This window comes from Paraburkholderia sp. (assembly GCF_028283785.1).
Classification (GTDB): Bacteria; Pseudomonadota; Gammaproteobacteria; order Burkholderiales; family Burkholderiaceae; genus Paraburkholderia.
Genome location: NZ_JAPWKB010000018.1, coordinates 39,373 through 51,113, shown reverse-complemented (window position 1 = coordinate 51,113; position 11,741 = coordinate 39,373). Strand labels below are relative to the sequence as shown.

Below are 11,741 nucleotides of genomic sequence, written 5' to 3'. Positions count from 1 at the left end.
CGCGCTCAGGCGGTTCGGCTAACGGCTAAAGCGTCGGGTGCTGCTGCGGTCGAGGTGGATGTGGCGCCTGGCAGCGCGTTCGTGTCGTCCTGCGGATAGCCGGACGCGAGGACCTTGATGCGGCCGTCGTCGAGCGAAAAAATCCAGCCGTGTACCAGCGGCGCCGGCGACATGTCGCGCACGATCGGATCGGCGCGCAGTTGACGCACCTGTTCGAGCACGTTGAGTTCGGCGAGCCGGTTGATTTGCGTCGTTTCGTCGGGCTGTGCGTCGATATCGGCGCGATGCCGGTCGGCCAGCGCGCACAGCGGCGCGATACGCCGCTTCACGTGCGGCAGGTCGTCGGGCGGTGGCAGCAGCGCCGCGCGCACGCCGCCGCAGCCGTAATGGCCGCAGACGATCACGTGGCCCACTTTCAGCACCTTCACCGCGTATTCGAGGACGCTCGCGCCGTTGTCGTCGTCGGGTTGAAACAGGTTGGCAATGTTGCGATGGACGAACAGGTCGCCCGGCTGGCAATGCGTGATGGTTTCGGCGGGCACGCGGCTGTCCGAGCAGCCGAGCCACAGCACTTTCGGACTTTGGCCCTGCGTGAGTTGCTCGAACAGATGAGGGTCGCGCGCCATGGTTTCGGCGGCCCACGCCACGTTGGCGACCAGCATGTGCTTCGGAAGATTCATCGATCAGACTCCGCAAAAAAGGCAAGGTCGGCAGCGGTAGGGCCGGACAGCCGTTCCGGACGACGTGAAACGGATGCGAACGCGTTGGGGCCGATCAGATGACTGTAGGCCAACGCGCCGCGGCTTGGATGCCGAAACCTTACTAATTCCTTTCTAACAAGAAAAAATTGGAGCGTCAGGAAAATAAATCATTCCCCTTCGTGCAAAAAAAAATAATAAAAAAAGCCGCAGGGAAGCGGCTTGGGCGTCGAGGTCGGATCGAGCGTCATGCGTCGACAAACGCCGTCAGGATGCGGCTCAGAAGAAACTGCGGCGGTCCGGATCGTGCAGCGGATCGGGCGTTTTCTGGGTCAGGCGCAACACGCCGGAGTCGTCGAAATAGAAGCTGTACATCATGTACCAGACATTGTCTTCCAGATACCGGTAGGTCCAGACCTCGCGCTTCATCAGCGGAAAGTACGAGGTTTCGACCGGACGGCCAAAATTCACGAGCACGTCGTTACGGGTCCACGAGCCGATCTGCGCGCGATAGAACTCGTTCGGTTGCAAGACCTGACGCAGGCTCTGCACCTTGCCCGAGCCATCGACGTCGGCGGCGGTGGTGGTTTCGCCCATCGGTTGCGTGGGCCACATCAGACGCTTGCCGCCGTCGGGCAGATCGTAGACTTCGCGGGGCGGTCCGAACTTCGAGATCACGGCGGACTGGTCCGCGCCGGGCTGAAACTGTTGCCACGGTTGCGCGCAGCCGGCGAGCGCCACGGCGCCGAAGCAGACGAGCGCGGTGGAAAGGCGGGTGAACATGGATGCCTCCGATGGCAGGGTTGACGCGGTGCGGTCGCGGTTCTTGTTCTTCAGGTCCTTTATTTTGACACGCGAAGCGCCAAAAGATTTGCAGGACGGACGGCGAAGCGGCGGCGCGCGTCGAACCGGCGCACGCACGCGTGGACGCTTCAGCGTGTGCTGCGGCGAGCCGCGCGCGACACTTGCCCGGCGTGCGTCGCGCGGCCTATGATCCGCGCTTCGATCGATTGAAGCGGGAGCGGTATGAGGATTCGTATGATGCGCGCGGCGCGGGTGCTGACGGTGACGTCGGCGATCATCGCGGCGGTTTCGATGACGGCGGCCACCGCCGACGCAGCGTCCACGGCCGCAACGCCGACCGGCACGCCGATCCAGCTCGCGATGATCGAAGGCATGTCGGGGCCGTTCGCGAACGCGGGCGCGGCCGTCGAGCGCAATCTGCGGCTGGGTGTCGAGCAGGTCAATGCGCACGGCGGCGTGAAGCTGGCCGACGGCGCGCATCCGCTCGAACTGGTCGTGCTCGACAGCAAGGGCAGCACCGAGGAAGCGCTGACGCAACTGCGCGCCGCCGCCGACCGTCATATCGGCTACATCCTGCAAGGCAACAGCTCGGCGGTCGCGGCCGCGCTGATCGGCGCGATCGACCGGCAGAACGCGCGCGAGCCGGACAATCGCGCGCTGTTCCTCAACTACTCCGCCGACGATCCCGCATTGACCAACGCCGGTTGCAGCTTCTGGCATTTCCGCTTCGACGCGCACGCCGGAATGCGGATGGACGCGCTCGCGGATGTGATCCAGCGCGACCGCTCGGTGAAGAAGGTATTCCTGCTGAACCAGGATTACAGCTTCGGCCATGACGTCAGCAGCCTTGCGCGCTCGACGCTCGCGGCCAAGCGTCCGGACATCGCGGTGGTCGGCGACGAGTTTCATCCGATCGGTCGTGTGAAAGACTTTGCGCCGTATATCGCGAAGATTCGCGAGAGCGGCGCGGACGCGGTCGTCACGGGCAACTGGGGCAACGATCTGACCTTGCTCGTCAAGGCGGCGCGCGAGCAGGGCCTCGACACGAAGTTCTATACGTTCTACGGCAACAGCCTCGGCGCGCCGGCCGCGCTCGGTGATGCCGGCGTGAAGCGCGTGGTGGCCGTCGCCGACTGGCATCCGAACGTGGGCGGCGCGGGCTCGGACGCGTGGTACGCGGCGTTTCGCGCGCGTTTCCCGGCCGCGCAGGACGACTATCCGGTGCTGCGGATGGAGATGATGATCGAGATGCTGGCCGCCGCGATGACGAAGGCGGGCAGTGCGCAACCGGTCGCGGTCGCGAAGGCGCTGGAAGGCATGAGCTTCGATAACGGCTTCCATCCGGTCACGATGCGCGCGGACGATCATCAGTTGATCCAGCCGCTCTACGTGATGGAAATGGACAAGGCGGGCACGCCTGGCGTGCGCCTCGACAACGAGGGCTCCGGCTACGGTTTTCGCACGGTGCTGGCGCTCGCGCCCGCGCAAACCGTGCTGCCGACCGTCTGCCGGATGAAGCGGCCTTGAGGTTGGCGTAGAGATTGGCGCTGGCGCGCGGCGTGAGTGCTACCTGTAGGGGCCGGAACCGGGCAAGGGTAGAGCGGATCGCGCCCTTTCACCACGCGCGGCGCTGCGTTTCGACGCACGCTTATCTCACTGTTGGCGCTTGCCCCTGACAGCAGGGTTCGCCGGACGAACTCGCTGTGCTATAATTCCGCCTTCGTCGTAACCCCACGGCACGGCCTTTCTTCCGTGACCGCCTGTTTAGTTCCTAAGGAAATGAATATGTCCGCAGTTGAAACAAGCAAGAAATCCGACGTCGTAGCGCAATTCGCTCGCGCTGCTAACGACACGGGATCCCCCGAAGTTCAGGTCGCGCTGCTCACGACCCGCATCAACGAACTGACCGTTCACTTCAAGGCCCACACGAAGGATCACCACAGCCGCCGCGGTCTGCTGCGCATGGTCAGCCGTCGTCGTAAGCTGCTCGACTACCTGAAGGGTAAGGACGCGGACCGTTACCGCGCACTGATCGAGAAGCTGGGTCTGCGTAAGTAATTGGGCGCGCAGTAAGGCGCTCTCAGCAAGATGCCTGTGTCAGTTCCACTGATACAGGCATTTTGTTTTTGAACGGTACGCTTCGTGTGAACGCGTGCCGTCAGGATGTTCGCAGTGGTGTGCAGGAACATCCATCGTCGGACAGTCCGCAACACGGCCGGGCCGCAGGGCAGAGCTTTGTGTCATTCCAGCGCGTCACGCACGTCAACCGGCTGACGTGGCTCGCTGGAATGGCATAACACTCCTCTTCCATGTGGCGCCGGTCCTGGCGTTGCCGCGCCGCTTCTGGTCTGCGCGGCATAACGAAAAAGTGAAGGAGTCACAATGTCCATGTTCAATAAGATCGTCAAAGAATTCAAATGGGGACAACACAACGTTCGCCTCGAAACGGGTGAAATCGCCCGTCAGGCAAGCGGTGCGGTTCTCGTCGACGTTGAAGACACCGTCGTGCTGGCAACCGTGGTCGGTGCCAAGACCGCAAAGCCGGGTCAGGATTTCTTCCCGCTGACCGTCGATTACCTCGAAAAGACCTACGCAGCAGGCAAGATCCCCGGCGGTTTCTTCCGTCGCGAAGGCCGTCCGTCGGAAGGCGAAACGCTGACCTCGCGCCTGATCGACCGTCCGCTGCGCCCGCTGTTCCCGGAAGGCTTCTATAACGAAGTCCAGGTCGTGATCCACGTCCTGTCGCTGAACCCGGAAATCCCTGCTGATATTCCCGCGCTGATCGGCGCGTCGGCAGCGCTCGCCGTGTCCGGTCTGCCGTTCAACGGCCCTGTCGGCGCAGCACGCGTGGCCTACATCAACAACGAATACGTGTTGAACCCGACGCGTCCGCAGATGAAGGAATCGGCGCTCGACCTGATCGTCGCCGGTACGGAACGCGCGGTGCTGATGGTGGAATCGGAAGCGCAGCAACTGAGCGAAGAAATCATGCTCGGCGGCGTGGTGTTCGGTCACGAGCAGATGCAGATCGCGATCGACGCGATCCACGAACTGGTTCGCGAAGGCGGCAAGCCGGAATGGGACTGGAAGCCGGCAGCGAAGAACGAACCGCTGATCGCACGCGTGGCGGAACTGGCGCAAGCCGACCTGCTCGCCGCTTATCAGATCCGCGACAAGCAGGCCCGTTCGACCAAGCTGAAGGAAGTCTACGCAGCGACGTCGGCGAAGCTGGAAGAAGACGCAGCGGCAAGCGGCACGGCAGCGGCTGACAAGGCTACCGTCGGCAACGTGCTGTTCGACATCGAAGCGAAGATCGTCCGCACGCAGATCCTGAACGGCGAACCGCGTATCGACGGCCGCGACACGCGCACCGTCCGTCCGATCGAAATCCGTACCGGCGTGCTGCCGCGTACGCACGGTTCGGCACTGTTCACGCGTGGCGAAACACAAGCCATGGTGGTCGCGACGCTGGGCACGAAGGGCGACGAGCAGAACATCGACGCGCTCGAAGGCGAGTACCGCGAACGCTTCATGCTCCACTACAACATGCCTCCGTTCGCGACCGGCGAAACGGGCCGCGTCGGTTCGCCGAAGCGCCGTGAAATCGGTCACGGCCGTCTGGCCAAGCGCGCGCTGGCTGCGTGCCTGCCGAGCGCCGACGAATTCGGCTACTCGATTCGCGTCGTGTCGGAAATCACGGAATCGAACGGTTCGTCGTCGATGGCATCGGTGTGCGGCGGCTGCCTCGCACTGATGGACGCTGGCGTGCCGATGAAGGCGCACGTCGCCGGCATCGCGATGGGCCTGATCCTCGAGGACAACAAGTTTGCGGTGCTGACCGACATCCTCGGCGACGAAGATCACCTCGGCGACATGGACTTCAAGGTTGCAGGTACGGAAGCTGGCGTGACCGCGCTGCAGATGGACATCAAGATCCAGGGCATCACGAAGGAAATCATGCAGGTCGCGTTGGCGCAAGCCAAGGAAGGCCGTCTGCATATCCTGAGCAAGATGACCTCGGCCGTGTCGGGCGCGAACACCGAACTGTCGGAATTCGCACCGCGCATGATCACCATCAAGATCAACCCGGAAAAAATCCGTGACGTGATCGGCAAGGGCGGTTCGGTGATCCGCGCGCTGACGGAAGAAACCGGCACGACGATCGATATTTCCGACGACGGCGTCGTCACCATCGCAAGCACGAGCAGCGAAGGGATGGCCGAAGCGAAGAAGCGTATCGAAAACATCACGCTGGAAGTCGAAGTGGGCCAGGTCTACGAAGGCACCGTGCTGAAGCTGCTGGATTTCGGCGCGATCGTGAACATCCTGCCGGGCAAGGACGGTCTGCTGCACATCTCCGAAATCGCCAACGAGCGTATCAAGGACATCAACGACTACCTGAAGGACGGCCAGCAAGTGAAGGTCAAGGTCATCCAGACGGACGAAAAGGGTCGTGTGCGTCTGTCGGCAAAGGCGTTGCTGAACGACGCATCGGGCGCGCCGCAAGGCGAACCGACGCCGCAGTAATGCGTTGACTGAACGACGGCCGGCTGCGTGAATGCGCGCCGGCCGTTTTTCTTGCAGGTCGGTTTGCATTGCCCGTGTGTGCTGGTCTGACCGGACGCGCGGGCAATCCAATCCAACCTCGAAGGGGACGACGATGAAAGCGATCGAAATCACCGAGTTCGGTGCGCCGGACGTATTGAAACTCGCGGAACGGCCCACACCGGAACCGAAAGCGGGCGAAGTGCTGATCAAGGTCGCTGCGTCGGGCATCAATCGCCCGGACGTGTTCCAGCGCAAGGGCGGTTATGCGCCGCCGCCGGGCGCATCGGATTTGCCGGGCCTGGAGGTGGCAGGGGAAATTGTCGGTGGCACAATCGACGAGAAGCACAATCCGTTCGGCCTGAAAATCGGCGATCGCGTGTGTGCGCTGCTGGCCGGCGGCGGCTACGCGGAATACGCGGTGGCGCCGTTGCTGCAGTGTCTGCCGGTGCCGAAAGGTTTGACCGACATCGAAGCGGCTTCGCTGCCGGAAACGTTTTTCACGGTCTGGAGCAACGTGTTCGAGCGCGCGCATCTCGGCGCGGGCGAGGGCGGCGCGAACGAAGTGCTGCTGGTGCAGGGCGGTTCGAGCGGCATCGGCGTGACGGCGATCCAGATCGCGCGTGCGCTCGGGTATCGCGTGCTGGCGACGGCTGGATCCGAAGAGAAATGCCGTGCGTGCGAAGCGCTCGGCGCCGAACGGGCGATCAACTACAAGACGGAAGATTTCGTCGAAGTCGTGAAGTCGCTGACCAACGATCGCGGCGTCGACGTGATCCTGGATATGGTGGGCGGCAGCTACGTGGCGCGCGAACTGTCGGCATTGGCCGACGGCGGGCGGATCGTCGTGATCGCGATGCTCGGCGGCGCGAAGGCCGAGATCAACCTGAACGAGATTTTGCGTCGTCGCCTGACAATTACCGGTTCGACGCTGCGTCCGCGTCCCGTCGAGTTCAAGGCGAAGCTGGCTGCGCAACTGAAAGCGCGTGTGTGGCCGCATCTGGAAGACGGCACGATCAAGCCGGTCGTGCATCGCGTGTTCCCCGCGGCGCAAGCCGCCGACGCGCACACGCTGATGGAAAGCAGCACGCACGTCGGTAAGATCGTGCTGAATTGGGGCGCGGATGCTTGACACGGGCGGTTTGACCCGATCCATCCGCACACAGTAAAATTGCGCGTTTTGCGCGCGCCGCGTGGTTCGGGCTTGGGGCAGCGGAATTGCCCGGTTCGGGCCTCGCCATGACAAGACGAGACAATGCCTAAACAACGAGCAAAACTGGTAGTCGGGAACTGGAAGATGCACGGCCGCCTTGCTGAAAACGCCGTGTTGCTGGAAGCGGTGGCGCAGGGTGCCGGTGAATTGCCTGAGATCGTACGGGTTGGGGTGTGTGTGCCGTGTCCGTATCTGTCGCAGGCGGAGACGTTGCTGAGCGGCAGTCGGGTGGCGTGGGGCGTGCAGGACGTGTCCGCGAACAAGGTGGGCGCGTTCACGGGCGAAGTGGCTGCTGATATGGCGGCGGAATTCGGTTCGCTGTTCGCGATCGTCGGGCATTCGGAGCGTCGCGCGTATCACGCGGAGAGCGCCGGACTGGTCGCGGTCAAGACGCAACGGGCACTCGAAGCCGGCTTGACGCCGATCGTCTGTGTCGGTGAAACGCTGGAACAGCGCGAGTCGGGCGAGACCGAGCAGGTAGTCGGTTCGCAACTGGACGAAGTGCTGACCGCGTTGTCCGTCGAAGACGCTGCGCGCATCGTGGTGGCGTACGAGCCAGTTTGGGCGATCGGCACGGGCAAAAGCGCGACATCGCAGCAGGCGCAGGACGTTCACGCGTTTTTGCGCTCGCGGCTCGCCGCGAAACACGCGGATGTCGCCGATGTGCCGGTGTTGTACGGTGGCAGCGTGAAGCCCGACAATGCGGAAGAACTGTTCCGTCAGCAAGACATCGACGGCGGTCTGATTGGCGGCGCATCGCTGAAAGGCCAGGATTTTCTGGCGATCTGCAAGGCGGCCGGCGCGGTAAGCGTCGTGCAGTAAGCAGGTCGCGAAGCAGTAAAGCGGTAAGCGGGGAAGACCCATTACGTCCCGGTGCACTGTGTGCCGGACGGTTAATAAAGACTCAGGTGAGTGTGATGCTGTATTTGAAAACGTTGATTATCGTCGTTCAGTTGTTGTCCGCACTGGGTGTTATCGGTCTTGTGTTGTTGCAGCACGGAAAGGGTGCCGATATGGGCGCCGCTTTCGGCAGCGGTGCATCAGGTAGCCTGTTTGGCGCGACCGGTTCCGCCAACTTTTTGTCGCGTACCACGGCTGTCCTCGCGGCCGTGTTTTTCGTCACGACTTTGGCGCTGACTTACCTCGGCGCGTATCGCTCGAAACCGTCGGCAGGCTTGCTGGGCGCGGTTGCGACGGCACCGGTGGCGGCATCGGGGGCGTCCGCGCCTGCGGCTGTGTCGGGTGCGTTGCCGGCATCGGCAACCCCTGCCACCGGCAATGACGTACCTAAGTAAATTTTCCGAGAAAATAGCGTTTGTGCGTTGAACAATCTGTATAACCGGGTTACAATTCAAGTCTTGAAGCGATTCGCGGGTTTTACAAGTTGATTTCCCGGATTGCAGACAGTGCCGACGTGGTGAAATTGGTAGACACGCTATCTTGAGGGGGTAGTGGCGAAAGCTGTGCGAGTTCGAGTCTCGCCGTCGGCACCAATGTTATCGAATGCCAGCCGCTTGCTTCAGCTTCGGCTGGCATTTTCGCTTGTAGATTTTGTCTTGCGATACGCTTGCAATATCTAGCATGTCGAAGTGATTCGCGTTGGGAGTGCTCTTCTCCTGACGGCACTCAGAACCAACCCATTGAGGACAGCCTTGAACCTCGCAGCCTACTTCCCCGTCTTGATGTTCCTCCTCGTCGGAACCGGTTTAGGCGTAGCATTGGTCGGCATCGGCAAGATCCTCGGTCCCAACAGGCCCGACACTGAGAAGAACGCGCCCTACGAGTGCGGCTTCGAAGCATTCGAAGATGCGCGCATGAAGTTCGATGTGCGCTATTACCTCGTGGCCATTCTCTTCATCATTTTCGACCTTGAGACCGCGTTCCTGTTCCCGTGGGGCGTAGCGTTGCGCGATATCGGCTGGCCGGGTTTCATGGCGATGATGATTTTTCTGCTCGAATTCCTGCTGGGCTTTGCCTATATCTGGAAGAAAGGCGGCCTCGACTGGGAATGACGTGTTCAATGCCGGTTTGCATGGGCGGCCATGGCTAGTCGCCCGTCTGGAGTGGAAATCAAATGAGTATCGAAGGGGTCTTGAAGGAAGGGTTTGTCACCACCACGGCTGACAAGCTGATCAACTGGACACGCACCGGTTCCTTGTGGCCGATGACGTTCGGTCTGGCGTGTTGCGCGGTCGAGATGATGCATGCGGGTGCAGCCCGTTATGACCTCGACCGTTTTGGCGTTGTGTTTCGTCCCAGTCCGCGTCAGTCGGATGTGATGATCGTCGCCGGCACGCTGTGCAACAAGATGGCGCCGGCATTGCGCAAGGTCTACGACCAGATGGCCGAGCCGCGCTGGGTGATCTCGATGGGCTCCTGTGCGAACGGCGGCGGCTACTATCACTACTCGTATTCGGTAGTGCGCGGCTGCGATCGCATCGTCCCGGTCGACGTCTATGTCCCGGGTTGTCCGCCTACCGCGGAAGCGCTGGTCTACGGCGTGATTCAGCTCCAGGCCAAGATCCGCCGCACCAACACCATCGCCCGTCAATAAGGCACAGCCTCCCCCACAATATGGCAAGCAAACTCGAGACCCTGAAAGCGAACCTCGAGGCGGCCTTTGGCGGCCGCCTGATGAGTATCACCGAAGCAATCGGTGAGCTGACAATTGTCGTGAAGGCAAACGATTACATCGACGTCGCCACGCGCCTGCGTGACGACGCTTCGCTGGGTTTCGAGCAGCTGATCGACTTGTGCGGCGTCGACTATCAGACCTACGGCGACGGCGCCTACGACGGCCCGCGCTTCGCGGCCGTACTGCACCTGCTGTCGGTATCGAACAACTGGCGCCTGCGTCTGCGCGTGTTCGCACCGGACGACGACGTGCCGCTGGTCGCCTCCGTGGTCGATATCTGGACGTCGGCCAACTGGTACGAGCGCGAAGCGTTCGACCTGTTCGGCATCGTCTTCGAAGGCCATCCGGACCTGCGCCGCATTCTCACCGACTACGGTTTCATCGGTCACCCGTTCCGCAAGGATTTCCCTGTTTCCGGCTATGTCGAGATGCGTTACGACCCGGAAGAAAAGCGCGTCGTCTATCAGCCCGTGACGATCGAGCCGCGGGAAATCACGCCGCGCGTGATCCGCGAGGATCGCTATGGCGGTCTGAAACACTAAGGGAACGTCATGGCAGAGATCAAGAACTACACGCTCAACTTCGGCCCGCAACACCCGGCAGCGCACGGTGTGCTGCGCCTGGTGCTGGAGCTCGACGGGGAAGTGATCCAGCGCGCCGATCCGCATATCGGCCTTCTGCACCGCGCCACCGAAAAGCTCGCCGAAACCAAGACTTTCATCCAGTCGGTGCCGTATATGGACCGTCTCGACTACGTGTCGATGATGGTCAACGAGCACGGCTACGTGATGGCGATCGAAAAGCTGCTCGGCATCGAAGTGCCGATCCGCGCGCAATACATTCGCGTGATGTTCGACGAAGTCACGCGCGTGCTGAACCACCTGATGTGGATCGGCGCGCACGCGCTCGACGTCGGCGCGATGGCGGTGTTTCTTTACGCGTTCCGCGAACGCGAAGACCTGATGGACGTGTACGAAGCGGTGTCCGGCGCACGGATGCACGCGGCGTACTACCGTCCGGGCGGCGTCTATCGCGATCTGCCTGACGCAATGCCGCAATACAAAGCGTCGAAGATCCGCAATGCGAAGGCGCTGTCGAAGATGAACGAGAACCGTCAAGGCTCGTTGCTCGACTTCATCGACGACTTCTTCACGCGTTTTCCGAAGTGCGTCGACGAATACGAAACGCTGCTGACCGACAACCGCATCTGGAAGCAACGTCTGGTCGGCATTGGCGTGGTCAGCCCGGAACGTGCGTTGAACATGGGCATGACGGGCGCGATGCTGCGCGGTTCGGGCATTGCGTGGGATCTGCGCAAGAAGCAGCCGTACGAGGTGTACGACAAGCTCGACTTCGATATCCCGATCGGCGTGAACGGCGACTGCTACGACCGTTATCTGGTGCGCGTCGAAGAAATGCGCCAGTCAACACGTATCGTGAAACAGTGCATTGAGTGGTTGCGTAACAATCCCGGCCCTGTGATGACGGAAAATCATAAGGTTGCGCCGCCGTCGCGTGTTGGCATGAAGAGCAACATGGAAGACCTGATTCACCACTTCAAGCTCTTCACCGAAGGTTTCCACGTACCGGAAGGCGAGTCGTACGCGGCAGTCGAGCATCCGAAGGGCGAATTCGGTATCTACCTGATTTCCGACGGCGCGAATAAGCCGTATCGTCTGAAGATCCGCGCGCCGGGCTATGCGCATCTGTCCACGCTCGACGAAATGGCGCGTGGTCACATGATCGCCGACGCCGTGACGATCATCGGCACGCAGGACATCGTGTTCGGCGAGGTCGACCGTTAAACGGTCCGTTCGCGCCGTATTCATCGTGACGCGTCGCTCGG

The 11,741-nt window shown here is 61.8% G+C and carries 12 protein-coding genes and 1 tRNA gene; 11 read left to right on the top strand and 2 right to left on the bottom strand.

Going from position 1 to position 11,741, the window contains the following annotated elements; all coding sequences use genetic code 11:
- Window positions 1-5: 5 nt before the first annotated feature.
- Together PW947_RS20100 and PW947_RS20095 are read right to left on the bottom strand one after the other, a co-directional pair.
- Window positions 6-680 (bottom strand): carbonic anhydrase, encoded by a 675-nt coding sequence (locus PW947_RS20100; RefSeq protein ID WP_299634124.1) that lies wholly within the window; start codon window positions 678-680, stop codon window positions 6-8.
- A gap of 297 nt (window positions 681-977) precedes the next feature.
- On the bottom strand, window positions 978-1,481 hold the full coding sequence (locus PW947_RS20095) for a hypothetical protein (protein ID WP_299634123.1): 504 nt from the start codon (window positions 1,479-1,481) through the stop codon (window positions 978-980).
- Window positions 1,482-1,793: 312 nt separating this feature from the next.
- On the opposite strand from PW947_RS20095, the gene PW947_RS20090 reads away from it, so the two are divergent.
- From PW947_RS20090 to PW947_RS20040, 11 genes are all read left to right on the top strand, one after another.
- On the top strand, window positions 1,794-3,029 hold the full coding sequence (locus PW947_RS20090) for a branched-chain amino acid ABC transporter substrate-binding protein (protein WP_299634580.1): 1,236 nt from the start codon (window positions 1,794-1,796) through the stop codon (window positions 3,027-3,029).
- Window positions 3,030-3,287: 258 nt separating this feature from the next.
- Window positions 3,288-3,560 (top strand): 30S ribosomal protein S15, encoded by a 273-nt coding sequence (gene rpsO, locus PW947_RS20085; protein WP_025496081.1) that lies wholly within the window; start codon window positions 3,288-3,290, stop codon window positions 3,558-3,560.
- 324 nt (window positions 3,561-3,884) lie between these two features.
- The gene (gene pnp / locus PW947_RS20080; protein WP_299634122.1) at window positions 3,885-6,029 is read left to right on the top strand and encodes a polyribonucleotide nucleotidyltransferase; all 2,145 of its coding nucleotides are present in this window, start codon (window positions 3,885-3,887) and stop codon (window positions 6,027-6,029) included.
- Between the two features lie 133 nt (window positions 6,030-6,162).
- Entirely contained in the window at window positions 6,163-7,179 is a 1,017-nt protein-coding gene (locus tag PW947_RS20075) for an NAD(P)H-quinone oxidoreductase (RefSeq protein WP_299634120.1), read from the top strand.
- A 123-nt stretch (window positions 7,180-7,302) separates the two neighbouring features.
- On the top strand, window positions 7,303-8,082 hold the full coding sequence (gene tpiA / locus PW947_RS20070) for a triose-phosphate isomerase (protein WP_299634119.1): 780 nt from the start codon (window positions 7,303-7,305) through the stop codon (window positions 8,080-8,082).
- A 95-nt stretch (window positions 8,083-8,177) separates the two neighbouring features.
- Window positions 8,178-8,555: a preprotein translocase subunit SecG gene (gene secG, locus PW947_RS20065; RefSeq protein WP_299634118.1), complete on the top strand. Its 378-nt coding sequence runs from the start codon at window positions 8,178-8,180 to the stop codon at window positions 8,553-8,555.
- Between the two features lie 113 nt (window positions 8,556-8,668).
- Window positions 8,669-8,753: transfer RNA gene (locus PW947_RS20060), tRNA-Leu, on the top strand.
- Window positions 8,754-8,912: 159 nt separating this feature from the next.
- Entirely contained in the window at window positions 8,913-9,272 is a 360-nt protein-coding gene (locus tag PW947_RS20055) for an NADH-quinone oxidoreductase subunit A (protein WP_299634117.1), read from the top strand.
- Window positions 9,273-9,334: 62 nt separating this feature from the next.
- Window positions 9,335-9,814 carry an NADH-quinone oxidoreductase subunit B gene (locus PW947_RS20050; RefSeq protein ID WP_006052903.1) on the top strand — a complete coding sequence of 160 codons (480 nt, stop codon included), beginning with the start codon at window positions 9,335-9,337 and terminating at the stop codon, window positions 9,812-9,814.
- Window positions 9,815-9,834: 20 nt separating this feature from the next.
- On the top strand, window positions 9,835-10,437 hold the full coding sequence (locus tag PW947_RS20045; RefSeq protein ID WP_299634114.1) for an NADH-quinone oxidoreductase subunit C: 603 nt from the start codon (window positions 9,835-9,837) through the stop codon (window positions 10,435-10,437).
- Between the two features lie 9 nt (window positions 10,438-10,446).
- Window positions 10,447-11,700: an NADH-quinone oxidoreductase subunit D gene (locus PW947_RS20040; protein ID WP_299634113.1), complete on the top strand. Its 1,254-nt coding sequence runs from the start codon at window positions 10,447-10,449 to the stop codon at window positions 11,698-11,700.
- Window positions 11,701-11,741 lie beyond the last annotated feature (41 nt).

Coding starts and splice junctions, on each gene's coding strand:
- PW947_RS20100 (WP_299634124.1), bottom strand. CDS start 680: ATGAATCTTCCGAAGCACATGCTGGTCGCCAACGTGGCGTGGGCCGCC.
- PW947_RS20095 (WP_299634123.1), bottom strand. CDS start 1,481: ATGTTCACCCGCCTTTCCACCGCGCTCGTCTGCTTCGGCGCCGTGGCG.
- PW947_RS20090 (WP_299634580.1), top strand. CDS start 1,794: ATGACGGCGGCCACCGCCGACGCAGCGTCCACGGCCGCAACGCCGACC.
- rpsO (WP_025496081.1), top strand. CDS start 3,288: ATGTCCGCAGTTGAAACAAGCAAGAAATCCGACGTCGTAGCGCAATTC.
- pnp (WP_299634122.1), top strand. CDS start 3,885: ATGTCCATGTTCAATAAGATCGTCAAAGAATTCAAATGGGGACAACAC.
- PW947_RS20075 (WP_299634120.1), top strand. CDS start 6,163: ATGAAAGCGATCGAAATCACCGAGTTCGGTGCGCCGGACGTATTGAAA.
- tpiA (WP_299634119.1), top strand. CDS start 7,303: ATGCCTAAACAACGAGCAAAACTGGTAGTCGGGAACTGGAAGATGCAC.
- secG (WP_299634118.1), top strand. CDS start 8,178: ATGCTGTATTTGAAAACGTTGATTATCGTCGTTCAGTTGTTGTCCGCA.
- PW947_RS20050 (WP_006052903.1), top strand. CDS start 9,335: ATGAGTATCGAAGGGGTCTTGAAGGAAGGGTTTGTCACCACCACGGCT.
- PW947_RS20045 (WP_299634114.1), top strand. CDS start 9,835: ATGGCAAGCAAACTCGAGACCCTGAAAGCGAACCTCGAGGCGGCCTTT.
- PW947_RS20040 (WP_299634113.1), top strand. CDS start 10,447: ATGGCAGAGATCAAGAACTACACGCTCAACTTCGGCCCGCAACACCCG.